Source organism: Paenibacillus pabuli (assembly GCF_039831995.1).
In the GTDB taxonomy this organism is placed as follows: domain Bacteria; phylum Bacillota; class Bacilli; order Paenibacillales; family Paenibacillaceae; genus Paenibacillus; species Paenibacillus pabuli_C.
In genome coordinates this window covers 3454575-3479222 of record NZ_JBDOIO010000003.1, presented here as the reverse complement: position 1 = coordinate 3479222, position 24648 = coordinate 3454575, and the positions used below count along the sequence as shown (strand labels likewise).

General features: G+C 48.6%; 24 protein-coding genes. 14 read left to right on the top strand and 10 right to left on the bottom strand.

Annotation, left to right across the window (positions count from 1 at the left end; all coding sequences use genetic code 11):
- Positions 1 to 27 precede the first annotated feature (27 nt).
- Entirely contained in the window at positions 28 to 3243 is a 3216-nt protein-coding gene (locus ABGV42_RS17625; RefSeq protein WP_347382801.1) for a copper amine oxidase N-terminal domain-containing protein, read from the top strand.
- Positions 3244 to 3421: 178 nt separating this feature from the next.
- Positions 3422 to 4330 (top strand): helix-turn-helix domain-containing protein, encoded by a 909-nt coding sequence (locus tag ABGV42_RS17620; RefSeq protein ID WP_347382800.1) that lies wholly within the window; start codon positions 3422 to 3424, stop codon positions 4328 to 4330.
- A gap of 76 nt (positions 4331 to 4406) precedes the next feature.
- Here ABGV42_RS17620 and ABGV42_RS17615 read toward each other — a convergent pair whose 3' ends face one another.
- Complete coding sequence (locus ABGV42_RS17615) at positions 4407 to 5222, bottom strand: DUF1129 family protein (protein WP_347382799.1); 816 nt, start codon at positions 5220 to 5222, stop codon at positions 4407 to 4409.
- Between the two features lie 418 nt (positions 5223 to 5640).
- On the opposite strand from ABGV42_RS17615, the gene ABGV42_RS17610 reads away from it, so the two are divergent.
- Complete coding sequence (locus tag ABGV42_RS17610; RefSeq protein WP_347382798.1) at positions 5641 to 5889, top strand: hypothetical protein; 249 nt, start codon at positions 5641 to 5643, stop codon at positions 5887 to 5889.
- A 16-nt stretch (positions 5890 to 5905) separates the two neighbouring features.
- Here ABGV42_RS17610 and ABGV42_RS17605 read toward each other — a convergent pair whose 3' ends face one another.
- Positions 5906 to 7369 carry a HAMP domain-containing sensor histidine kinase gene (locus tag ABGV42_RS17605; protein ID WP_347382797.1) on the bottom strand — a complete coding sequence of 488 codons (1464 nt, stop codon included), beginning with the start codon at positions 7367 to 7369 and terminating at the stop codon, positions 5906 to 5908.
- On the bottom strand, positions 7366 to 8064 hold the full coding sequence (locus ABGV42_RS17600) for a response regulator transcription factor (RefSeq protein WP_347382796.1): 699 nt from the start codon (positions 8062 to 8064) through the stop codon (positions 7366 to 7368). The genes ABGV42_RS17605 and ABGV42_RS17600 overlap by 4 nt, the downstream gene beginning before the upstream one ends.
- A gap of 376 nt (positions 8065 to 8440) precedes the next feature.
- Between ABGV42_RS17600 and ABGV42_RS17595 the strand changes: the two genes are divergently transcribed.
- Positions 8441 to 9271 (top strand): alpha/beta hydrolase, encoded by an 831-nt coding sequence (locus tag ABGV42_RS17595; protein WP_347382795.1) that lies wholly within the window; start codon positions 8441 to 8443, stop codon positions 9269 to 9271.
- A gap of 167 nt (positions 9272 to 9438) precedes the next feature.
- A complete protein-coding gene (locus tag ABGV42_RS17590) occupies positions 9439 to 10227 on the top strand; it encodes a DODA-type extradiol aromatic ring-opening family dioxygenase (RefSeq protein ID WP_347382794.1) in 789 nt (262 codons plus the stop codon).
- Positions 10228 to 10383: 156 nt separating this feature from the next.
- Here ABGV42_RS17590 and ABGV42_RS17585 read toward each other — a convergent pair whose 3' ends face one another.
- Together ABGV42_RS17585 and ABGV42_RS17580 are read right to left on the bottom strand one after the other, a co-directional pair.
- Entirely contained in the window at positions 10384 to 10596 is a 213-nt protein-coding gene (locus ABGV42_RS17585) for a hypothetical protein (RefSeq protein ID WP_110755533.1), read from the bottom strand.
- 129 nt (positions 10597 to 10725) lie between these two features.
- A complete protein-coding gene (locus tag ABGV42_RS17580; RefSeq protein ID WP_347382793.1) occupies positions 10726 to 11265 on the bottom strand; it encodes a DoxX family protein in 540 nt (179 codons plus the stop codon).
- Positions 11266 to 11605: 340 nt separating this feature from the next.
- Here ABGV42_RS17580 and ABGV42_RS17575 point away from each other — a divergent pair, with 340 nt between their 5' ends.
- The 4 genes from ABGV42_RS17575 to corA all read left to right on the top strand — a co-directional run bounded on the left by ABGV42_RS17575 (position 11606) and on the right by corA (position 15904).
- Positions 11606 to 12685 carry a DUF3048 domain-containing protein gene (locus tag ABGV42_RS17575; RefSeq protein ID WP_347382792.1) on the top strand — a complete coding sequence of 360 codons (1080 nt, stop codon included), beginning with the start codon at positions 11606 to 11608 and terminating at the stop codon, positions 12683 to 12685.
- A 282-nt stretch (positions 12686 to 12967) separates the two neighbouring features.
- The gene (locus ABGV42_RS17570; RefSeq protein WP_347382791.1) at positions 12968 to 13582 is read left to right on the top strand and encodes a DUF47 domain-containing protein; all 615 of its coding nucleotides are present in this window, start codon (positions 12968 to 12970) and stop codon (positions 13580 to 13582) included.
- A gap of 14 nt (positions 13583 to 13596) precedes the next feature.
- The gene (locus ABGV42_RS17565) at positions 13597 to 14586 is read left to right on the top strand and encodes an inorganic phosphate transporter (RefSeq protein WP_095288483.1); all 990 of its coding nucleotides are present in this window, start codon (positions 13597 to 13599) and stop codon (positions 14584 to 14586) included.
- Between the two features lie 358 nt (positions 14587 to 14944).
- Positions 14945 to 15904, top strand: coding sequence for a magnesium/cobalt transporter CorA (gene corA, locus ABGV42_RS17560; protein WP_347382790.1), 960 nt, complete (start codon positions 14945 to 14947; stop codon positions 15902 to 15904).
- A gap of 133 nt (positions 15905 to 16037) precedes the next feature.
- On the opposite strand, the gene ABGV42_RS17555 is transcribed toward corA, so the two are convergent.
- The 4 genes from ABGV42_RS17555 to ABGV42_RS17540 form a co-directional block, all read right to left on the bottom strand.
- The gene (locus ABGV42_RS17555) at positions 16038 to 16454 is read right to left on the bottom strand and encodes a MerR family transcriptional regulator (protein ID WP_347382789.1); all 417 of its coding nucleotides are present in this window, start codon (positions 16452 to 16454) and stop codon (positions 16038 to 16040) included.
- Positions 16455 to 16479: 25 nt separating this feature from the next.
- Positions 16480 to 17208: an SDR family oxidoreductase gene (locus tag ABGV42_RS17550; protein ID WP_347382788.1), complete on the bottom strand. Its 729-nt coding sequence runs from the start codon at positions 17206 to 17208 to the stop codon at positions 16480 to 16482.
- Between the two features lie 263 nt (positions 17209 to 17471).
- Positions 17472 to 18554 (bottom strand): DNA alkylation repair protein, encoded by a 1083-nt coding sequence (locus tag ABGV42_RS17545; RefSeq protein WP_347382787.1) that lies wholly within the window; start codon positions 18552 to 18554, stop codon positions 17472 to 17474.
- Positions 18555 to 18742: 188 nt separating this feature from the next.
- The gene (locus ABGV42_RS17540; RefSeq protein WP_347382786.1) at positions 18743 to 19381 is read right to left on the bottom strand and encodes a tyrosine protein kinase; all 639 of its coding nucleotides are present in this window, start codon (positions 19379 to 19381) and stop codon (positions 18743 to 18745) included.
- Positions 19382 to 19839: 458 nt separating this feature from the next.
- Between ABGV42_RS17540 and ABGV42_RS17535 the strand changes: the two genes are divergently transcribed.
- Both ABGV42_RS17535 and ABGV42_RS17530 read left to right on the top strand, forming a co-directional pair.
- A complete protein-coding gene (locus ABGV42_RS17535; RefSeq protein ID WP_017690665.1) occupies positions 19840 to 20130 on the top strand; it encodes a YerC/YecD family TrpR-related protein in 291 nt (96 codons plus the stop codon).
- A 1-nt stretch (position 20131) separates the two neighbouring features.
- Positions 20132 to 20917 (top strand): sirohydrochlorin chelatase, encoded by a 786-nt coding sequence (locus ABGV42_RS17530; protein WP_347382785.1) that lies wholly within the window; start codon positions 20132 to 20134, stop codon positions 20915 to 20917.
- A gap of 89 nt (positions 20918 to 21006) precedes the next feature.
- Here the strand turns inward: ABGV42_RS17530 and ABGV42_RS17525 are convergent, their stop codons facing one another.
- Complete coding sequence (locus ABGV42_RS17525) at positions 21007 to 21576, bottom strand: TetR/AcrR family transcriptional regulator (RefSeq protein ID WP_347382784.1); 570 nt, start codon at positions 21574 to 21576, stop codon at positions 21007 to 21009.
- A gap of 209 nt (positions 21577 to 21785) precedes the next feature.
- Here ABGV42_RS17525 and ABGV42_RS17520 point away from each other — a divergent pair, with 209 nt between their 5' ends.
- The 3 genes from ABGV42_RS17520 to ABGV42_RS17510 all read left to right on the top strand — a co-directional run bounded on the left by ABGV42_RS17520 (position 21786) and on the right by ABGV42_RS17510 (position 24535).
- Positions 21786 to 22709, top strand: coding sequence for a ketopantoate reductase family protein (locus ABGV42_RS17520; protein ID WP_347382783.1), 924 nt, complete (start codon positions 21786 to 21788; stop codon positions 22707 to 22709).
- 99 nt (positions 22710 to 22808) lie between these two features.
- Positions 22809 to 23225 carry a DUF4395 domain-containing protein gene (locus tag ABGV42_RS17515; RefSeq protein ID WP_347382782.1) on the top strand — a complete coding sequence of 139 codons (417 nt, stop codon included), beginning with the start codon at positions 22809 to 22811 and terminating at the stop codon, positions 23223 to 23225.
- Positions 23226 to 23653: 428 nt separating this feature from the next.
- Positions 23654 to 24535 carry a diacylglycerol kinase gene (locus ABGV42_RS17510; protein ID WP_347382781.1) on the top strand — a complete coding sequence of 294 codons (882 nt, stop codon included), beginning with the start codon at positions 23654 to 23656 and terminating at the stop codon, positions 24533 to 24535.
- Positions 24536 to 24648 lie beyond the last annotated feature (113 nt).

The window sequence follows — 24648 nt, the reverse complement described above, 5'->3', positions numbered from 1 at the left end:
TCTAAAAAGAGAATGGGGATATTTAATATGAAAAAAGCCGGAGGACGTCAAGTCAAAAAGGTCATGTCCGCACTGGCCGTATCAGCCATGCTGATGTCAGCCTTGCCAGGGGCGGTAATCGATGCAGCAGCGAGAATCAGTATCTACATCAATGATGCCGAGCTGTCATCTGCGCAGGCACCTGTCATGAAGGCCGGACGGGTATTGGTTCCGCTGCGGTCCATTTTTGAAGGACTGGATGCCACCGTGGGCTATACGAACAAAACGAAAACCATTACAGCCAGTCGTGGAGATCAAGAAATTTCACTGAAGCTTGGTTCCAAGACAGCGTACATTAATGGGGAAGCGGTCACGCTGGACGTGCCTGCGAGTACGATTAAGGGCAACACGATGGTTCCCATTCGCTTTGTGAGTGAAGCGTTCGGGGAGAAGGTATTCTGGAACTCCCGTAATCAGCGGGTGGATATCAAAACAACGTCCACGCCTCCTGTTGATGACACAAAAGTTGCGGCATGGAACATCTATGGATCCGTTTCAGGAAGTAATGGAGATGGACGGGATCTGACGGTCAGCTTTACGCGTCCTACATCCGAAAAGGCTGTATCCGAATATCGCATTATGCTGGTGAAAACCCGTGATGTCAACAGCTTCAACGAGTCTGCAGCATCGGCTGTACCATCCGGCAATTATACTTCGGTTTCTCCAAATGGCGGTAACCCAAAATTGACCTTGAATGCTCAGACGCGTGACGTTAACGGGGATTTGCTGAATACGAGTGAAACCTATCGTTTGTATGTCCTGACCATGGGCAACAGCAGTAATAATTACAAAAATGTACTTGCGTGGTCTTCCCAATCCCTGAAATTAAACAATGTAAAGACAACAGTTCAGCCTGTCACCAGTCTTCGGATTGCCGATATCAGTGACTACGGGGATGGCCGTGATCTGGAGATTAACTTCAATCAGCCAAGCAGCACCTCGAATATTACGTATTATCGTGCATTTGTCGTCAAAGCGAAGGATGCTTCATCATTCAATCTGACTGCAGCGAATAAAGTGTCCAGCTCGAACTCAACGATTATCTATAAAGGCAACAACACAGCGGTTAAAAGTCAGCTGACTTCTTCCACGCGTGATACGTCCGGGGAATTAATTCGCAGTGGCACCGCCTATGTCGTATACATTATGTCGGTCAGCTCCAATGCAGCAGCTGCAGATCACAAGCTGTCATCGGTATCCTCTTCCTTAACACTGGGTGTGAATACGGCAAAAGCGCCAGTTATTACGCAAGTGAAAGATAACTCGGATTATGGAGATGGTCGTGACATTCAGGTGAGTTTCAACCGTTCATCCGATGAATCCAAGGTAGCGAGCTACCGTATCTTCGTAGTTCGGAACTCGGTGGCCGGCAGCTTCAATCTGACGACGGCAAGCAATCTGTCTTCCAGCCTGTACTATACCGTGAACAAAACAGGCAGCAATATTACCACAACGTTACCTTCATCAATGAAGGATACAAGCGGGTATAACGTAACGAATCTGCAGGATTACCGGATCTACGTCATGGCTGTGGGCAATCAGCAGAACGGATACATCAATGCCCTGTCCTCTTCCTCCAACTTGCTGAGACTGACGACGAACGGAAATGCAGGAGCTGTCAATAATCTGGCTGTCACGGATGTGAGCGACTACGGCGATGGGCGCGATCTGCGGGTTTCTTTCAACAGAGCGTCGGATGAGTCGAAGGTTGCGGTCTACCGGGTGTACGTGGTTCGTTCCGGTAACGCAGGAAGCTTCACACTGAGTGCGGCTAACGCTTCGAACAACTACTATCAAGTGAATAAAACAGGTGGTAACCTGTCGGTTACGCTGCCAAGCAGTATGGTGGATACGAATGGGTACAGAGTTTCCAATAACGTGACTTATCGTGTGTTCGTCCTGTCGGTAAGCACAAGCGGCAACTCCAGTCAGAACGCGTTGTCTTCGTACTCGTCACAGATTACATTGACTCCAAATGCAGCGATAACAGCTCCAAGCAACGTAGCGGCAAGCGATATCGGTGATAATGGGGATGGACGCGATCTGCGCGTAACCTTTACCAAATCGGCGGATGAGGCCAATGTGAATCACTACCGGGTATTTGTCGTGAAATCCACGAATACCAGCTTCAATCTGTCGGCTGCAAATGCAGTGAACAGTGCGAATTATACGTATGTCAGCAAGAATGGAAGCAATCAGACTGTGAACTTCACCAGTAATACGAAAACAGTGGATGGCAGTTCAATTGTAAATGGTGTGGGTTATCGCGTGTATGTCATGGCGGTGAACGGTAACGCTTCTCTTGCGAATGCATTGTCATCAGGCTCCAATGTAATTACACTCGCATCCAATACGGCTGTTGGCGCAGTGAATAATGTGAATGTAACGGTGAAAAGTCAAGGGCAAGCAGGAAACGCGTCGGATGTCACCGTGAACTTCAGTAAACCAACAACAGACAGTGGTATTGCAAATTATAGAGTATTAATCGTTCCATCTGGTCAAGTCACTGGATTTGATCTGAATTCTGCTCTCGGCATCAGATCGTATGTTCAAATTTCCAAGAATGATGCTGGCAATCCAATTCAGTTGAATAATGGTCACGCTGATATCAATGGTAATGCTCTTGTCGTAGGTCAAAAATACAGAGCATTTGTTTTGTCCGTATCCGATAGTGGTACGCGTGCTTCCAATCTGTCCGGTGCTTCCAACGAATTCAGTATTCTGGCCAAACCGGCAGAGCCTGTTGCTGTTCAGGTAGCAAATATAACGAAAGTTGAGAATGCCAGTACAGCTACGGATGCAGGCCTGAAGGTTACGTTCACTAAACCATCCGATGATAAAGGGATTGGCGAATATCGTTTATTTGTAGTAAAAGCCCAAGACAGTCTGGATTTGCCCTCTGCGAACTCAAACAGTTATTCTACAAAGGTTTCACCAGGAGAAATTTCTTTAACTAAGGATACGCTGGATTCAAGTGGAAAGGTGATCGAACTAGGAGTAGAGTACAAAGTGTATATCCTTTCTGTAACAAGTGATCCGTCGTTATACACAAGTGTTCTCTCTGCTCCGTCTGGTACAGCTAAACTTGATGCAGCTCAGGCTACCCCAGTGATACCAACTCCAGATCCGGCAGTTCCAACGACTGACCCAAATGCCGGTTCGACTGATTCTGCTCAAAGTACCAGCACTAATCCGACAAACTAACCTAGTTTATAAATTGAGCCATTGTATTGAGAGCTCCCTTACCAATCTAATTGGAAGGGAGCTTCCTTGTTAGTAGCTCAACTCTTGTCGTCAAAAGGGTTCTCTAGGCCGTTGCTTGCCCCACCTCAGCAGGGGGATAATAGAAGGAAGAAGCGCTTGATCCGAAAGGAATGATGGAATGCTTGCATTTCGCTTGACCGGGCTGCCGGATTCCCGGCTGCCTCTGTATCTGTATAGCATTGGAACACACGAGCAGAAAGTGCAGCTCCGGCCGGAAGGATATCCGGTGCACCAGCTATTCCTGTCGCGCAGTGCCGGAGGCGAACTCAAGATTCCGGGTAAGGGGTCTTGGCCCGTAGGAGCAGGTCAATTGTGGGTAGCTGAACCTGGGGTTGCCCATGAATTTTACCCGCTTTCCAGAACAGATGGGGAGCTCGGATATATCGGCATTGGCGGCAATTCAGCCGGGTCGGTGCTTCAATCGGCCGGGTTACTGCATGAGGGACCAAGAGCCTTATCCGATTTTGAACAGTTCTGGTCGAGAATGACGGATCTCTGGCATGGGCTGGACGATGGGAAGTCTGGCGTCTGGAACACCTCACTTATCGTTTACCAGCTTATTTTGGACATCGCGAGGTCCGTATCCACGATTCGGGAGAAGGCAGACCTGTCTGGAGTGGTTGGTGTTCCCATGTCACCTGGTCAACGCGAGTCCGATCAGGGGAGTGGGGCATTTACCCGTGCGGTCTCGTTGATGCATGCCCATTATCAGGATGATCTGTTGTTAAAGCATGTGGCAGAAGCAGTGGGTTACTCCGTGCAGCATCTCAATCGTTTGTTTCACCAGCGCGAGGGCGTGACCGGGCATCAATATATGCAGCGATTGAGATTGCAGAAGGCATCCGAATGGCTGGACAAGCATCCACGCGCAAGTGTGAGAGAAGCGGCAGAGACGGTTGGCATGGAGGTTAACTATTTTATCCGCATGTTTAAACGGGAATTCGGTGAAACGCCTGGCAAGGGGATCAAACAGCGGAACCAGTCCAGTGCTGAAAAAAATGACCCGGATGTGGCGCCAATGCTCTGAGAAAGGGAACTTTCGAGGATAGGTGTGAAGAAAAGATGAGTAATGAAGAAAGGGGCCATCATGGCCCCTTTTTAGGTTATTTCTTTTTCTGCCCGAAGAGCGGTCTCAGTAGAGCAAGCCCCACGATACCAATCACAAGACTAACCCACGGGGCTAAGTAAAATACCGGAAGACTGTCCCGCAGCGGATAACCGACGAACAGGACCAGAACAACAATGACAATATAGATCGCAATGCCTTTCAGGTTAACCTGGGGCTTGGACGTCATATCCTTACCCTGATCATCCGGACGTTCCGCCAGGCGGCGAAGCATCTCAACCAGTGCAATCCCGCCAACGGCTGAAATGATAATCGAAAACAGACTGATATGGCTGAAGGGTTCCGTATCTCCACCGCTCCAACCGATAAATAGCCCGGCTGCGCCCTGAATGAGCATGACAAAGGAAATGGCTGCCCAGGCAATCATCACATACCACTTGGGTGTACGATTGACTGGACCGGAAGCTTCTCCGTTCACATTCTCATCGTCCTTAGAAGTTACAGCTGGCTTACCCGGTTTATCGGCTTTCGATTTGTTGGATGGGTTCTTACCAACGAATGCTGTAGAGGAACTTGAGTTTCCTGTTCCTGCATTTGCACTAAGGCGTGCGTGTATATCCTGTTCCAGGTCCGCTCCGTATAATTCCCGCGCGGATTGTCCATCCCGCTGAGCCTGTACAATAGCCTTTCCTTCGGACAGAATCCACTCTTCCTGGGTTCTTTCATCTGCGTTGGTACGGCGGGCAATGCCGCTAATCTGGTCGAACAATTTTACATTTTCGGGCGTCATCCGGCTCATCTCGGTCATTTGCCGGTTTTGTATTTCTTTAAGCTTCTTATAGGAAATCCCCAATGATTGCTCCCCCTGTCTGAACACGTTACAGATCACCAGTTTCCTGAAGACCCTGACGGTATTTTAGTATACGGGAAGGGCTCTCGTTTCGCAAAGTCATTCCTTATAAAAGAGCTGTTTGTGATGTATCCACAAGTACACGCAAGCCAGAATGACACAGGTACATAACAACACCAGCTTGCCGTGGGCATGTATCCAATCGATTAGAAATTCCATGAATTCAATCCCTTTCGCCGGAAGGAATCCGAGGTTCATTTTGCATGTACATATTATCGGTTAATTTCCCCATTTTTCCTGTGAAATATGCATAGGCTGAGTCCATATCCAACGATTGTGTGAAGAATGAATAAAGGCTGGCCGATTCCAACACAATAGTAGCATTTCAAACGAAAAAAACCACGAATGGGAGTGTGCAGACATGAATCAAGCCAACAATAAAAACAATGAATTAACACGGAAGCTGCTGCTGAACAGCAACTCCCGCGGTGTAAAGGATGAAGTGGTTCCCATGGGACAGGGAGCTGTCGACGATACCGAATTCGCAGTTGAACTTGGCGAGGGGCCCGACAAGACGGGCAGCTTCTGGGAAAGTTCCGATTTTGCCCGTGAGCATCGCTGGGAAGGTCAGGTCGAGACCCATGAGATGTTCCGCCGGAGCTATGAATAGCACCTTGAATCCGTAATTACCCTGCAGTATGGAGCGTAAAAGAGATGCAAGCCCCCCCTTCAGGCAGGTTACTGGCGCATATGGTTCCGCCGTGCTTCTCCACGATGCGTTTGGCTGTGAACAGGCCCAGCCCGGTCTGTCCCTGGTGGCCGTGATAGAACTGGTCAAACAAATGCGGCAGATCCGCATCGGTAAAGCCTGGACCCGTATCGCAGACGGTAACCTGCATGATCTGAACATCCTGTATATCCACATGTATTCTGATTTCCCCTTGAGGGGGTACATAACGCAAGCTGTTAGCCACCAGGTTATCCAGCACCTGACCAACCCGCTGTACATCCAGTTGCAGAGGTGGAGAGCTATCCGCTCGTCGATCCACAAGTTTGAATGCCAAGTGCACACGTTGACTGGAGCACAGGAAACCCATCTCCCGCTGCTTCATTTCCCAGAAGGAAGAAGGATCAACCGGTTCACAGCGAAGCGGAAAATAATCAAAATCGGTACCTGCGGCTACGGTCATATCCTGAATGAGCCGATTTATTCGCTTCACATTATGGTCAATGACGTCCAGATGACTGCTCATGCTTTCGGTAGTATGTACAACATGTGCGGGTGAATCCTTAAGCAGTTCCACATGACCCTGAATCACCGTCATCGGCGTGCGGAAATCATGGCTGATCGCGCCCATCAGCTCACTCCGTTCCTGCTGAAGCTTCCATTCCCGGGTTAAGGCGCTCTTCAGTTCCTTGCGCATATCCTCGAAGGAGGCGGAGAGAAGCCCGAGTTCATTGGGGGCGTGGTTATCCAGAGTAAAGTCCAGGTCCTGCCCCTTGATGCGTTTGGAAGCCAAAATGAGGTCCTCAATCGGGCGATTTACATTGCGGCCCACTCTTCCTGCCACAAACCAGGTCGCTGCCGCAATATAAACAAAGGGAGAAGCCAGCATAAGTAAGAGAAACGTATTCGTCCAGACGGGCGATATAGAAGGGGAGGGGCTGGTTTCCAGCCTGTACTGGAGGATGAGAGCCCCGGAATACATGCCTTGATCTCCGCTTAGAGGCGAGATGAGCGTAACCAGTCCGCCGAATCCGAGTGTGCGATCTGTGATCGTCTTGCTGTTCAGCCTGCTTAGCAGGTCCGTTTCATTCTCCACGATCTGTTCCTGAATCGTTCCGTATCTTCTGCTTCCGTGGGTATCCACAATCTGATAGGTGATGCCTTCCGGTGGCAGCAGCTGTTCCAGCTTGGCCTGATTGGCCGTGTCGGTCCACTGGATCTGATGCTTCGCCTGCTCCTGCACAGTGTGCTGAATGTCGGGAATTTGAGACTCATAAAAATTGGCTGGCTGCAGCCATTGGTTGGAGAAGAGGAACGATATGCCCGCAGCCCAGGTCAGAAGTGTCAATACGATGCTGATCCCCATAACGAGTACAAATGCCCAGACTAATTGTTTTTTGATCGGCCAGCGTTCCTTAATCATCGCACGGGCTCCCATTTGTACCCGACACCCCATACCGTCGAGATATACGCATGATCCGGGTCGGCTGCTGCCAGCTTGGCCCTTATTTTTTTGACATGTTCTGTGATCGTGGTCGTATCTCCTGTTGCTTCGAGGCCCCATATGCGGTCATACAGCTGTTCCTTGGAGAAAACCTGCCCAGGGTGCGTGGCCAGCAGTTCCACCAGATCATACTCCTTGAGCGTGAGCGGAATGGCATGCTGCATGATCGTTACCGTGCGTCCCTTCAGGTCCATTTGCAAGGATCCGTATCTGTAAAACGCAGGCTCATTCACGCGCGGCTGAACGCCATCGCGACGGGAACGGCGCAAGTGGGCAGCCACTCTTGCTTTCAATTCCCCAAGACTGAACGGCTTCGTCATATAATCATCTCCGCCGATGGATAACCCTTGAATCCGGTCCATTTCGGCCTGTCTCGCACTGAGAAAGAGGATGGGACAGCTCACCTCATCCCGAATCAGCCGGCAGAGCTCGAATCCGCTCATGCCGGGCATCATAATATCCAGCAGGATCAGATCCGGCGGATCACCGAGAAGCTGTAATGCCTCGGTGCCACTTGATGCAGTGGACACGTTATATCCTTCCTGCGTGAGCGTCTGATGAATCAGAGCCACAATATCCTTTTCATCATCTACAATTAAAATAGTCTCGTTCATGGTGATTTCCTGGCAGTCGTGTTCAAGGCTGTTACTCCTTACTGCCGTCTCCGTTTCCTTTTGATATATGAGTTTCTATTGTACCTAAAATTTCCATGTTCGTAAAAACAGAATGCATAGAAGAATTCGATTTCTTTTCATTCAATCAGGGCATATTTTTGCCGATACATTGAAGATACGTTCGAATTCTAAAGATTTTATAACGTTCGTTTGATAAATGGAAAATAGCCTCTTGAACAGGTTGTTTCCTCACGTTGACTTGAGGTTCCCAGGATGATATTATACTACTAACATCTTAATACACATTAAACATATCGGATTTATATACAATTAACCAATGAACGAGCAAAGGCAAGAATGGAAAGGGGAAATTAGCATGGAGCGTCAGATCAGTATCCGTCATGGGCAGGAAGAACTAACAGCTACAATTCATTATCCCGTGGTTAGGGATATCAAGGAGGGTAATCACCAGCAGCGAGTGCCTTTGGCAGTCATTTGCCACGGTTTCGTTGGCAGCCGGATTGGCGTGGATCGCCTGTTCGTGAAGACCGCACGTGAACTGGCTGAGGATGGATACCTGGTACTGCGCTTTGATTACATCGGCTGCGGGGAGAGCAGCGGTGAGTATGGAGCTGAAGGGCTGGATTCCATGATTGCGCAGACCCGTTCCGTGCTGGATTACGCGGTGAACTGCAGCGATGTGGACCCAACCCGTGTGACATTGATTGGTCACAGTCTGGGCGGAGCAGTTGCTCTGCTCACGGCCATCCGTGATAAACGTGTCAAGAATCTGGTCATGTGGTCTGCCGTGGGATATCCGTTCAATGACATCGTGAAGATTACGGGGCGTGAGGTGTACGATCTGGGCGTGAAGCAGGGCTCGGCTGATTACCTCGCTTACAAGTTCACTCCGGCTTTCTTCGAATCACTGGCTGAGCATCAGCCCTTCCAGGAAGCTGTCAAGTTTAACGGCGATGTTCTGGTCGTGCACGGAACGTCGGATGACATCATTCCCGTAGACTATGCTTTCCTGTATCAGAAGGTATTCTGGATGCGTCAGGAAGGGCGCTGCGACAAGGAGATTATTTTCCAGGGTGATCACACCTTCTCTTCCGGCAAAGAGCGGGAACAGCTGATCTCGCGTACCCGGGAATGGCTCGGTGAACGTCAGAAGATCGAACAGGATTGGCAGCACTGGATGATTTGATGGCTTGGAGGACGCCTGAAGCAATCAAACACACAGTGAAGTGGAGAACCAGAACTGTGTGATTGGGCAGTTTCGGGATGTCAGCTTGGAAAAGCGTCTTCTACGCGGTAGAATAGAGGAGTAGTATAGAAGCGTGACCATTCTATCGTGTCTGGAGGTTGGCAGCAATGACATTACCCGCATTTTTCATTGCGCATGGTTCTCCCGCTCTGGCGGTAGAGAGCAATGACTACACTCGATTCCTGAACCAGCTTGGCGACAGGCTGCCGGCTCCAAAAGCCATTGTTGTATTTACGGCGCATTGGGATTGTCCCGAGCCTTCCGTGACAATGGACGATACACATCAGACGTTGCATGATTTCTACGGATTTCCCTCTAATATGTATACAATTGATTACCCGGCGCCAGGACAATCTGAACTCGCGAGTGAGATCTGCGCCCTCTTTACCCGCAGCAATCTGGCGCATCAGCCTGTTCGGGGCAGAGGCCTGGACCACGGAGTGTGGGTGCCGCTGCTGCATATGTATCCGGAGGCAGATATCCCTGTCGTTGTCGTCTCTGTAGATTCGCTGCGCTCACCCCAGGAACAGTATGATATTGGCCGGATGCTTGAGCAGCTGCGTCATGACGATGTGCTGATCATAGGCAGTGGCGGTACCGTTCATAATCTGCGATTACTTGGTGACAACGAAGATGAACCGCAGGATTGGGCCGTGGAGTTCGATAATTGGATGGAAGAACGGCTGCAGAAATGGAATACAAGAGAGCTGTTTCAATATGACAAAAAAGCTCCGAATGCCCGGACTGCAGTTCCTTCATATGGAACAGAGCATTTGGCACCCCTGTTCTACGCCATGGGCACAGCAGACATGTCCCGAAAGGCGAAGCGTTTATTCCAGTCTTACCCATATGGAACGCTCAGTTTGAACTGCTGGCAATTCGGTGACGGCGTGTAACTTGGAGCAGACAAGAGGGATAGCTGTACAATACAGCCCTCTCTATATGATGACATTCAGACATGAACCACTTATGCATAATAAAAAAAACAAAAAGGTTCCTTCGCCCAGTAATATTGGCGGAGGGAACCTTTTTTTTGGTGTAAGTCTATATATCTATTTCCGGATTTCGAAGAACTCGCAATCTGTACGGGAATGATAGGCAAGTTCACTGACACTGGACTGGACAACAATCGTTTTGCTGTCAAAACGGATAATGATACCACCGGAATCAATCTGGTGGTTATCCTGAAAAACCCGGACTTTGTACTTCATATCCATGGCTTCCTGGAAATCGGCTTCAGTCTCAAGACGGCGTTGAGTGGGCATGTGGGGGACTCCTTTGGTTATAATCTATATGTTCATCATAATACGTGATTCCGTGCAGGGGCAAGTCAGGCATGAAAAAGCCCCGTTCCCCGGGGGATGGGGAGCAGGGCTGTTATGGTATACTGAACGTTACGCTGTTTTTTGAGCTGCATTTATCGTTGTTGTATCTTTGGGGTGATTCCCTTTGCCACGGCTGAACAACCCGCGAAGGTAAGGCAGTACCCAGTGATCTAGACCGATTTTACCAGCATTGGCACCAGCGACGACGAGGAAGATTTGCATCAGAACCAGTTGTGCATTCGTGCTCACTGTACCCGAGAAGAGGAACGCGAAGTTCATCACGAGGGCCATCAGTGCAGCCAGTGTTGTGAAGCAGCCAAGGATGAGACCAAGACCTACCAAGAATTCGCCGAGAGGGATAAGGAAGTCGAACAATCCGGCATTCGGTACTGCGAATTTCTCAAGGAATGTTCCCCACCAAGCCTGAACGGTTGGGCTTTCGCCTGTTGCTTTTTCTACTGCCCCAGCGAGGAAACCGCCAGCCTGGAAGCCGCCTGTCAATTTGCCCCATCCGTGAGTCATCCAGTCATAACCGATGTATACCCGAAGTACTGTCAAAATCCACATTGCCACTTTGTTTTCTCTAAGCCATTGGTTGAAGCTGAACATATAAACCACTCCTTCATGGAATCTAGTGTGTGTTGTTTGTTTTGGTTTTCTAAGTGATCACCTTTGATGTCTTTATTGTATAGTTCAAAAGTCATTTTGTTTGTGATAAAAATCACAATCTAGTTAAAATTTTAAGTAAGCTTTGATGAGTTCACATTTAAGACATAAATGAATTCCGATTCATCGTTTCAATTCCTTGACTCCGGGGTAGAAAATCGCCTTTATATCGAAGACAAATGGTGGCGCGTGTGATTAAATGGAAAGAAAAACGTGAAATGGTTATCCACATCCAGAAATCATCACACCTTAGACCTAGGCCATTGTACAGGAGGTACAACGATTGAAGTCATTAAAATGGAATAAGGCAGCCTCTGCTGCATCATTGCTGATTCTCGCCATAAGCCTGGTAGCTTGTCAGAATAAGGAGGCAGCGCAGCCGCCGGAGCCGGAATCTGTACCTGCGCCTGTAGAAGAGCAGCAAGAGATACAAGAACCGGCAGCGCCGCTGTTCACCGCACCGCTGACTGGATTGCCGGTGGAGGAGGCCGTTACCCAGAGACCACTCGCGGTCATGATTAACAATGCACCTGCCGCCAGGCCCCAGTCTGGTCTGAGTTCGGCAGATATTATTATTGAGGTTCTTGCAGAGGGCGGAATTACCCGGTTCATTGCCATCTTCCAGAGTCAGGGCGGTGCAGAGACCGTGGGACCTGTACGCAGCATTCGTCCGTATCTGATTGAACTGGGCGAGAGTTACGATGGCGTGCTAGTACATGCGGGCGGCAGTCCTGACGCGTATTCCATTTTGCAAAAGCAGCAGAAGCAGCACATGGATGAAATCTCGAACAGCGGACCGTACTTCTGGCGTTCTTCGGATCGGAAGGCACCGCACAATCTGTATACTTCAGCGGACAAGCTTAGAGAGGGAGCGGACATCAAGGGGTACAGCCACGATACCGAATCCCCCGTCTACATCTATAATGAGGAAGGCTCCACTTCCGCAGGAGAACCTGCAGCTCAATTCGATATTCATTATTTATTGGATAGTTACCGGGTGACGTATGATTATGATGAAGTTAGCGGACGATATATGAGACTGGTGAATGGGAAGCCCGATCAGGATCAGGATAATGGAGAGCAGATTGGAGCAGCGAACATTATTGTAGCGGGTGCGGATCACAAGGTACTCGACAGCGTTGGCCGATTGTCCGTCAATGTGGAACAGGGCGGGGAAGCGATGCTGTTTCAAAAAGGCAAGATGGTTCGTGGTCAGTGGGTGAAGAAACCGGGTGATATTATTCGTTTTGTGCAAAATGGGACAGAAGCGGCCCTGGTTCCAGGCCAAACCTTTATCAGTATCGTTCCGAACCAACCTGACTTCGCAAGTCATATTGAAGTCCAAAATCAAGTTCAAAATTAAGATTTAATTTAAGATCAAATTCCTTCGCTTGCTTCATTAATATGCTGATCAAAAACGAAAGTCGAATCCTGTCAGTTTATGTTTTGTAAACGCAGTGTAAAATCCTAGCATCATTTTTCCATCGATTCCAAATAATTAAGATTCATTTCAGATTAATGTGATAAGAATATAAAAAAGGATCGCAGCTTTTGTACAAACCATGAAACAAATATGATAAGATATCAAAGGTTGTCATTTCATGTTTCACGGTTATCAGCAATTTCTCGTAAAGGGGATAGGACGATGAGAATAAAGAAGAAGGATATATTTTTCGAAACATTAGAGAATATGGCGGATACTGTCGTACAGGCAGCTGACTATTTCTCAGAGCATGTTTCCAACCTTCAGGATGTAACTCTGTTTACCAATGAAATGAAAAAATACGAGTCCAAGTGCGATGACTATGTGCATACGATCATTATGGAGCTCAACAAAACATTTATTACGCCAATCGAGCGTGATGACATCATGGAATTGACAACAACACTTGATGACGTATTGGACGGGCTCGAAGCAACAGCTTCCCGTTTCTATATGTACCAACTGACTGATCCGGATGAATTCATCGTGCAGTTCGCTGAGATTTTGCGCCAATCGGCTTACGAAATTCAAAAAGCGATCCATTTGCTGTCCCAGAAAAAATTGCTGGCGATCCGCGAATATACGATTCGTCTGAACGATCTGGAGAACCAGGGCGACGAAGTATTGCGCATGTGCATCAAGCATCTCTTCGCTACCGTGTCTGATCCGATTGAATTGATCAAGCGCAAGGAAATTTATGAGCGTCTTGAGACAACGACAGATGCTTGTGAAGACGTAGCTAACATGCTGGAATCCATCATTATGCGTAATTCTTAAGGAGCCAGAGAATAATGGAAACAACGATTTGGGTATTAGGTATAGTCGTCTTCCTTGCACTGGCGTTTGACTTCATCAACGGTTTTCACGACACTGCGAATGCCATTGCAACTTCGGTATCCACTCGGGCACTGACCCCGCGCCGGGCGATCATTCTCGCAGCGGTCATGAACTTTGTCGGTGCGATGATGTTTACGGGAGTAGCGAAGACGATCGGAGGAAGCGTTACAGACCCCACGAAGCTGGATAACGGGATAGAGGTCGTCATAGTCACCTTGATTGCCGCAATTATCTGGAACCTCGTGACCTGGTGGTTTGGGATTCCTTCATCTTCCTCACATGCATTGATCGGAGCACTTGCCGGGGCCGTATTCGTGGGAGCAGGTTCCGATAAAGTCAAATGGGGCGGATTCATTGAGATCGTCGAGGGGCTGTTGTTATCCCCGCTGATTGCATTTGCCATAGGGTATGTGGTCATGACCATTCTCAAATATATTTTTGCCAAACGCAGTCCGCACACCGTGAACAAGGGTTTTCGTACGGTACAGATTTTCACCGCTGCACTGCAGGCGTTCACACATGGTACGAATGATGCTCAAAAGGCCATGGGGATTATCACATTTGCGCTCGTAGCAGCAGGTGTGCAGGATCATCTTGAAGTTCCGCTGTGGGTTAAAATCTCTGCGGCAACGGCAATGGCACTGGGGACTTCCATCGGTGGTTGGAAAATCATCAAAACGATGGGAACCAAAATCTTCAAAATTGAACCGATCAACGGCTTTGCTGCCGATTTATCCGCGGCTTCCGTTATATTCACGGCAACATTGCTGCATCTTCCAGTGAGTACAACGCACGCCATTACATCCGCTATTTTGGGTGTAGGTTCCGCGAAGCGTTTCTCTGCTGTAAAATGGGGCTTGGCCGGACGTATCATTATTACGTGGTTCATCACCATTCCAATTACGGCTGTACTGGCAGGCTTGCTGTACTGGATTATTTTCTAAGAAAGTGATCCGAAAGGCTGATTGGGACCGACCGGCACAGTTGTTCATAACTGTGTGAATATCGGGATATGTGGACAATTTTTTAATCATATTATAGAGAAGCCTGTGCATGAACGTGTGGACAGGCTGGATATGTGGATAGCCATCCGTGGAATGATAAACCAAACGTTAGATTATCCTGTGGATACAGGGAACTGTGGATAGGGAATGAGAGAAGCCAACAGGGTTGGCTTTTTTTGTTGTCCCTGCAGCAAGTGATTTTGTGGATAATAGGGCTGTTATGCGATGGCAGGAGACGGTTCGATGATTAAGTTATACAATAGCGTAAAGGATATAGGACAAGGACGTGGTCTAATTTATGATTCGTACACTCGCCATCACACGAGATCATCAGGTCTCCATTAACATTCCCCTGACACAGCTGGACCTGAAGGATTATGCCTGGGTCTGGGCAGATTTCAACCAGCCTTCGGAGGAAGAAAGCCGATTGCTGGATACATATTTTCATTTTCACCCCTTGGCGATCGAGGATTGTCTGCATGTGCTGCAGCGCCCGAAGCTGGATTACTACGACAATTTACAGTTTCTTGTGCTGCATGCGCTTAATCCAACTACACTGGAAGCGGAGGAAGTGGATTTGTTTTTGGGATCGAACTTTCTGGTTTCCTTTCATCATGGTGTACTGGAAGAGGTAGATGAAGCATGGGAGCGCATCCTGCATCATGCACATGAACGCACCATCTGGGCGCGTGGACCGGTGGCTGCAGCTTATACCGTGATGGACAAGCTCGTCGATCATTATTTCCCGTCGCTGTTTGCGATTGAGGATGAACTCGCAGAACTGGAGAACCGGGGCAGTCAGGAATCGGTAGAGGACTTGATGAATCAGGTGTTTGACCTGCGCAGCCGGCTGTTGAAGCTAAGACGAACCGTGGTACCCATGCGGGATCTGCTCTATCGGGTAATCAACTCGCAGCACGTGCAGCGGACGGGTGAGCATACCGCGTATTTTACGGATATCTATGACCATCTGCTGAAGCTGACGGACATGATCGAGGCGGACCGGGAGATGACCGCAGACCTGCGGGACAGTTATATTTCGCTGAATTCCAACCGGATGAACGCCATTATGAAGACACTTACGGTTATAACGACAGTGTTCATGCCGCTGACACTTATCGCGGGAATTTATGGGATGAACTTCGCCTATATGCCGGAGCTTGGGTGGAAGTTTGGGTACGGTGGAGTGCTGCTTCTGATGTTTGTACTGGGTGGCAGCATGGTGGCATGGTTTGTGAAGCGCGGATGGTTTAAATAAAAGATCTATATAGAAAATGTATTATGGATAGTAAATAAGATGTGATCAAGCGAGGATCTTCTTTTGTCTGTTGTAGCAGCGCAAAAGAGATCATCGCTTGTGTCTTCCCAAATGGATTGATTGTTGGAGATAGTTAGGTACTGGTGTTGCAGTTCGAATCTTCAAGATCAGGATGTTCCGAAAGTTCTCGGTAATGTTGGAGCTTATAGGCTATGATCTCTGATGTTTCATGTAAATTAGCTATATCTTGCTGAATCTTACGCTGATGTTCCTCAAGGATCGCGTATCTGACGGATAGGGTATCGGCACCTTGCTCAGACAGCTCACGGTAATGTTTCATCTGTTCGATGGTCATCCCGGTGGATTTAAGCCTGGTCAAAAAAATAATGCCGAGAATCTGGTCTTTGCTGTATTGCCGATGTCCGTTTGTTTTGCGTTCTGCATAGGGGAGCAGTCCAACCTTTTCATAATAGCGGATCGTATCTTCGGTCAGCCCTGTAAGCAGAGCAGCTTCGCGAATCGATGTAACGATGTCGGGTATGTCATGCATGTAATGCAACTCCTCAGTATTGAATTTACCAAGGTATTTCTCCATTACTCCCATAGAATCCTCCTGTTGGGCCATCGTCCCCGAGAACAGCCAGTTTCACAATCGTAGCGGCAGCTTGCTGCACAGTATTGGTTCCTGTAAAACCATTTAGATCAGTTGCTGTAAAGCCTGGATCGACAGCGTTTATTTTAAGTGGTGTATCTCTGAATTCCTTGGCAAGAGTAACGGTAAACATGTTAACGGCTGCTTTGCTGCTGTTATAAGCGAGCAGATTGAATTGTGCATGTTCATGCTCGGGATCACTATTGTATGCGAGTGAGCCCAGACCGCTTGTCAGGTTAACGATTCGTCCTGCAGGGGACTGCTGCACTAAGGGTAACATCGCCTGCGTTACGGATATCATGCCGAAGAAGTTCGTATTATAGGTTTCTCGTATATCATCCAAAGCGATTAAGCTAGGTGGGGTAGCTCCGCCCACAGAGATTCCTGCGTTGTTGATCAGAATGTCGAGCGAGCCAAACGTTTGTTCAATGTGACTGACGGCTGTCTCAATGGTTCTTTGACTCGTAACATCAAGCTCGATTCCATAGGCTTCGATTCCCTCGTTTAGTAGTCTCTGTGCGGCTTCCTCGCCTTTACGCATGTCTCTCGCTCCGAGGAGAACAACATAACCCATATTTCCCAACTGCCGTGCCGTTTCGAATCCAATTCCTTTGTTTGCTCCCGTAATGAGGGCGGTCTTTTTCATTTGCATCGTTTATTCCTCTTTTCACTAATAATGGTGAAGCATGTGGGTGATGATCTCCGAATGGTACAACTTGGAGTATGCTCCAAGTCAACAGATGATTTTGGAGGAGACGTACATAGGGGAAATGAGGGGGAAAAATAAATAACCGAAGCGCGTCTGTGACAGACACGGCATTCGGTTAAAGGGAAATATCAATCCTATCCACATGTGAATATCTTTTTATCCGTAGTTGTGAGCTGTGAATAACTTATGGATGGCAATTCTGTTTTTTATTCAAGAATGAAAGCTGCCGAAGCAGTGGGTTGTCCGTTGACCACAATCGTTAATGTGTGAAGTCCGGCATAGTACCGTCTGGTGGTAATTACTTTGAACGATTGCTTCGTAGCGACCTTGCTTCTCCCCGCAGGATACGTTTTATCCGAGCATTTGAAACGTTTGGGGGCCTGCTTGCCGTTGGCCTTCATATATCCGATCTCATATTCAATCCGCAGCATCTGAGGCTGACCACTCGCATTGACCACATCGAACGTGAACTCCAGCTCTTCACCAACGGCAATCGTATCCCGTACAAGCTGAAGATGCTCAACGTGTACCGCATCCTGTTCAATATAGCCAAAGAGGGCGAGAGCTTTGGGTTGCCCCTTTTTCAACAGCGAACGGCTTGCGTGGCGTACAATCCAGTCGGTATGTGGATGCTGACCGTACCAGGTGGAGGCGAGATCCAGAACCAGATCAGGATGGTCTTTTGAAATATCGTTGAGATGGTTTGCGACACTTTTCCGTACATAGAGGGACTCGTCCTGTTTCAAAGCATGGAGAATGGGAAGGGCTGGCGTTGGATCCGCAATCAAACTGCGCAGCTTGGAACCCCATGGCAAACGAGGGCGACTGCCTTCGCTGGCAAGCCTGCGAATATGCTCGTTCTCACTGCTTGTCCATTCCATCATCCGTTTCATCGACTCGATCGGATACCGTTCAATAAACGGGCGCACGGCGAACTCCGAGCTGGAATAAGGTGTGAAGACCGTTAGATACTTCATGGACAATTCGTAGTGTTCAGGTGCGAGTCCGTTCACCTCAATAAAATCAGGGACAAACAAATACTCGACCCCCCGCAGCTGTGGTGCCGCCTGTTCAAGTACATGCAGTGCCTCTTCATAGGCAGAGGGCAGTACTTCGGTCAGGGCAAGTGTAATCCGGCGAATGCGTGCCTTGAATTCGGCTTGTTCCCAGTCTTCGGCAAACACAAGGTCGCGGAAGCGCGTTTTGTCTAGGGTAGGGTAATACTGATGCAGCAGTTCGCCGATTCGGTCAATTAATCCGGGCGTATATTTATCCTTAAACAGTTCCATGGTCCGCCTCCTTTATCTACTACCCAGTATACCTCAATGAACATAAATAAGAACATAAGTTCTTGAAAAATTTTGCCCGAGATACTCCAATGGGTGAGGTATTGAAGGGCTAAGGGGATAAATGGTCCTGCTCGTAAAGAAGGTGAAGGCACCTTCCTTATCTAAGGGATAGGTGCCTGAGGAGAGGTTTAGCGTTTGCTGCCTGAGGAACGGCGCTTGGTGGAACTTGTTTTGCGCCGAGTCGTATTGCTGCTGCGGCGGCGTGGGGCGGAAGTCGTCTTCTTGCGCCGCTTGCGCGGACGGCGAGGCGGTGTATATTCCTCATAGTCGGCCTCCGCTGGGCTGCTGCTCTTGTTTTTCCCTTTTCCAAAAGGCAGAATGCCCATAACCAGCTTCATCATTGGAGCCATTTGTTGAATGCCGCCGACAACCTTCTGCATTTTTCCAATACCATTCATGATGCCGTCGATGCCGCCGAAGCGGTCGATCATTCCTTTTAACTCACCGAGATTCGCGAGAGAGAACCCGGAACCACTGGAAGCAGCAGGTGTCTCAATCGGAACTGGGGGAGCAACGGGTACACCGCCGCTATACAAGTTGCCGCCAGGTGCACCTTGCCCATAAGGTACAAGTGCAGATGCCTCCACTTCACCGTAGGCCGGATAGTAGGGTTCTACTCCGGGGTACATCGGTTGAACTTGGGTTTCATTCAATGAACGCTGTACCGCACCGGGCGGAGCATAGGCAGAAGTATGCGCCTGTCGCTGTGAATAGGAAGACGGACGCTGCCGTGGTGTGGGCTGGCGATGATAATAATGCTGTGGCATGAACGATCACGTTCCTTCTATATTGGATTTCGGAAATGCGTTCCTTCAACTGTCAGGTCCAATAGGCGTGAACAGACCTTGATGGAACTCCCTTTTGCTATACTGTATGTCATTCGCGGAGAGACGGCGTAGGCGGGTGTCACGGAAAACGGGATATTTGCGGAATTGGGCGCAGGGGACAAGGGAGGATCATAATCATCGAAAAGGGAAGTTTGTACACAAAATTGTAACAATTATAAGGGTTAAATCCCTACATAAGTAATCGGGAATATACAGGTGAAAAATGGGATATATCGCAGGAATTACGGTTGGTGTCCACGTGTGAAGGACAATAGTGCCTAATGTAAGCGGTAACATGTATTTTTATTCTGTAGTGCGTGAAATCGTTAACGCTTGAAATACCAACTCAGTGTGAGTACAATGAAGGTACACAGTAACCGCTAGGGGATGATGATGAAATGCAGCTGAAAAAGCTAAATGATAAAAGTATTGAACAACTATTTGAGGCCATTCTCACTCTGAAAGATATTGAGGAGTGCTACGTGTTTTTTGATGACCTCTGCACGGTGAACGAGATTCAATCCATGTCCCAGCGGCTGGAAGTTGCTCGTATGCTTGGTAAAGGCAACACGTATAATCAGATTGAAGCAGAGACAGGAGCTAGTACAGCTACGATCTCCCGCGTGAAGCGCTGCCTGAACTACGGCAATGATGGCTATAAAATGACATTAGAACGTCTGGGTCGCTAAGATGAAGAAACCGGGTGTACTGATCATTAGTCACGGTTCTCAGGAGCAGACCTGGGTAGAATCCGTCGATGACGCGGTCTCCCGGCTTAATCTGCCTGACGATCTGCCTGTTGAAGCTTCATTTCTTGAACTTGTGGAAGGACGCCTGATCCAGGACGGTATCAACCGACTGGAAGCACAGAGCGTAACCGATATATTGGTCGTACCGCTATTCGTTTCGTCTGGCAGCACTCATGTGGATGAGATTGAATATGCGATCGGCGCGAAGGAAGCACCGGAACGGGAAACGGATCTGGAACCCTTTCAGGTAACTGCAAGGGTACACTTCGGTTATCCTGTGGATAACGACCCGGATATTGCCGTGATGGTGTGGGATAAGGTGAAATCGCTGTCCCGGGAGCCGAAGCAGGAGACAATTCTACTGGTTGGGCACGGGAGCATTCACGATGGATTCCGTCAACGCTGGGAGACAGGCATCTCCTCACTCGCACAGCGGGTGCAGGATGTCAGTGGCGTTGCCCATACGGATTATGCACTCCTCAATCCGGAGAGTGTGTATGACAAGGCAAAACACTGGAGCCAGGAGCAGGGAACCCGCGTTATTGTGGCGCCGCTGTTTTTGAGTGCCGGTTATTTTACCATGAACGTCATTCCGGGCAGGCTGAAGGAACTGGACTATGCCTACAGCGGTGAGACGCTGCTGCCGCATCCGCTCCTGGGAAACTGGCTGGAGCGTCAAATTCAACTTTTACTGGACAGATGTAATGAGGGTAAGGCCCTTTCTTAAGAAGGGGACGAGCACTTTAAAATTATAGACAAGGAAACCACGTCCGCCGGACGTGGTTTTCTTATTGCTGGTGTTGCTTGAGGTGGAGCTTATCCTTGAACCACGAGTGCAGGCAGGCTCAGATGGAGCTCCAATAACGCAATTAATTGGTCGACCATATCCTCTGCAGAATAAGGCATGGCATTCATAATCCACCATTCCAGCAGACCCACGGCAGCAGAAGCCAGAAACTGTATAGTGATCTCTTTGCTCATGCCTCCCTGAACGCCGCACGCATCCATCTGTTCCTCGACGCCCTGAATCATAATCGTCATGATCTTGCTCCGGAAGGCCGGAATCCCTTTTTTCGTGAGGAGGGTGGTATAGATGGCTGCATGTTCCTCGAGATAACGGAAGGTTCGCAGCAGCGCGTCTTTTGCCGTCATTGGCGTTGGATAATGATCAATCATGCAGCTGTCCACCAATTGCTGCAGGTACGTCTCGATACAGCGGTCCAGCAGATCATACTTGTCTGTATAATGCAGATAGATCGTTCCCCGGTTAACATTGGCGCGATCTGCGATATCATTGATCGTCATTTGCTCGAAATCCTTCTCATCCAGCAATCCGACAAAAGCCTCCATGATGGCCTTTCTGGTTTTAAGTACGCGTCTATCCATGGCGCCTCCTCTACATGTTTCTTCGTTTTCTGCATATCTCTCTATAAATAGCTTACGCTTTTCAACAAAAAGGAGTATTTCGTTGATTATTCAACGAAAGCGGGTTTTTTAGCGATTGAAGCCCGAAAGCGGCTTTGATACTCTTATTTTATCAACAACTGTTCATAAAGCAACGATTATTCATAAATAACGAAACTGAGGAGAATCGAATGAAAGTATTGGTCTATGGTGCGGGCGTGTTAGGCAGTCAGCTGGCCCACGTTCTGGTACGTGGAGGAAATGATGTTACCATTCTGGCGAGAGGGAAACGGGCTGAGGAATTGGAGAGGGATGGCGTGGTCATTCGGCATGTATTTCAGTTTAGAACGACGGTTGATCCGGTTCGGGTAACAAGAGAATTAAAGGCGGAAGATGTTTACGATCTCATTTTCGTGGTCATGAAATATAATGATTTTCCATCGGTGTTACCTATTCTCGCGAATAACCGGAGCACCAACATCGTGATTGTAGGAAACAATGCAGATGCACGAAGCATGCAGACCTATCTCGAAGACAACAGCCCAGTGGATAAGCGAGTTGCGTTTGGTTTTCACGTTAGCGGCGGGAAGCGTCACCAAGATCGAATGATGTCCATAGGCGGAGGAAAGGGGCTAATGGTGATTGGCGCACTGGACGGTAAGATTTCTTTTCAGTCTCTGCTGAATCAGGCCTTTGCGCGAGCAAAGTATAAGCTGGATGTGAGTGAGGATATTGACGCTTGGCTGAAGAGTCACCTCATCCCGATTCTGATGTTGAATGCAGTAAGTTTCAATAAAGAGCGAGAGTTGAAGAAGCTGGAGGGAAACCGAGAGCAGCTCCTGCACATGATCGGTGCCTTGGATGAGGGAATTGCTGTACTGGAGGCGATGGGCATCGACATGATTCCCCGAGCACAGGCGAAGCTGATCCGCAAGCATAAGCGGCTGCTGTATCTTTTGCTGAAGATCTACAGCATGCTTCCAGTGCATAAACTGGTTGCAGGTTCTTATGGCGAAATAGAGGCAATGGACCGGGCATTTACCGATTGGAAAAGCATAGCGAATGTACCTACACCCCATTGGGATGCACTCCGAAGGGATTTTACCATCCTATAATAAGATATGCACATGTTCAAATCATCTTTCTGTTGCTCAAAACTTCAATCTCGATTACAATAAAACCAACTAATAAAATGGGGATAAGGAGATATGAGGATGCGGGAAGTGCCTATGCGTTATGTCAAAGCGAATCAGGTCGGAATTGTGCTGTTTGTACTCCTATCGTTTGGGTTCAATCAACCGCTGATCTTGGGTGCGTTATGGATCATTCAGGTGGTCGGGCTCGTCTCTGGCGGAAAGCTGAATTTATTTGTCCAGATCGGGAAGGCTGTGCTTAAGGGAAAAGGTTCGGAAACCCAGGCGGTAGAGCTGCAGCGCTTCAATAATATTCTGGCGGTCGTATTCCTGTCTCTTGCTCTCATCTCCTTCTCCTGGGGCTGGCAGGTAGCCGGTTATCTATTTTCCGGGATGCTCCTACTTGCTGCAAGTGCAGCACTGCTCGGTTACTGTGTGGGCTGCACCGTTTATTTCTGGTACAAACAGCTTCGTGCAGGCAGACGAATCGGCTTCTAAACCGATAATGAATGTAAAATATAATGTAACGTGAATGCGGCTTCGTGATTCGGAGCCGTTTCTTTGTGCTTTTTGAAGGAGATAAAGGTTAAATTCTTGTCAGACGGGCAGAATGGGTGTCAATGAAATGGGTTAAAAACAGTTGAAGAGAAAATCGCTGGCTGTGTAAAATAAGATCGTATATGCTTGCAGGATGGCGTAAATCCGTTACAGGCTAGGACATCTTCACATTTGATGATATGATAGAATATAAAGGCTTTGGAATCAGATGGAATTCCTTATGCATAGATATAGATATGAATGAAGATTCGGGCAGGATTAACGGACGTGGGTGAACATGTAAAATGTTCCCCGGGTGGACGCTCGCAAGTAGAAAGAAAATGAGGTCGTTCAGACTCATGGATAATGTGGAATAGGTGGCGTATGAGATGAAAAAGGCTCGCTTAATATATAATCCGACTTCAGGCCGGGAAGAAATGAAGAAACGTCTGGCTGATGTGCTGCAGCGTTTGGATCAAGGTGGAATTGAAGCTTCAGTACATGCAACAACGGGTGAGGGAGATGCAACCCGGGAAGCAGAGCTCGCGATTGAACGTGGGTATGACATGATTATTGCCGCAGGCGGCGATGGTACGCTGTACGAAGTCATCAACGGCATGGCCGAGCGGGAGAACCGTCCGCCGCTGGGTGTATTCCCTTTGGGAACAACAAATGATTTTGCGCGTGCACTCGGGATCCCGAGACAGTGGGAAGATTATGTGGATCTGGTCATTAAACAGCAGACGCGTCCGCTCGATCTGGGTAAGGCGAATGATAAATATTTCATTAATATCGCAGGCGGTGGCTCGTTGACCGAACTGACATATGAGGTGCCAAGCCGTCTGAAAACGATGATTGGCCAGCTTGCCTATTATATGAAGGGCATTGAGAAAATGGCCAGTCTGTCTCCGCAGGAGCTGATTATCCGCGCGGCAGGCCAGGAAGAGATACATGACGAGTTCATGCTGTTCCTGATCGCCAATACGAATTCCGTCGGGGGATTCGAGAAGCTTGCACCAGGGGCAACGATAGACGATGGGCTGTTCGATGTCATCGGTGTGCGCAAATGTAATCTGGCCGATATGATTCGTCTCGTTACGCTTGCACTGCGCGGAGAACATCTGAACGATAAGAAAGTGATTCATTTCCAGACGGATTATATGGAAGTGACATCGCCGGGATACGTACAGCTGAACCTGGATGGGGAGCTTGGCGGCACTTTGCCTGCGACGTTCCAGAACCTCCAGCACCACCTGCTGCTGTATCGTTAAGAGAAGCGCGTGAAGGCGCGGGTGGCAGTGTGTTTTTCCAGTTGCCGTCCGCGTGGGGATCACGTATAATCTCAGGGTGAAATTGAAAAGATGAAGTGGAATGAACTCCCCAT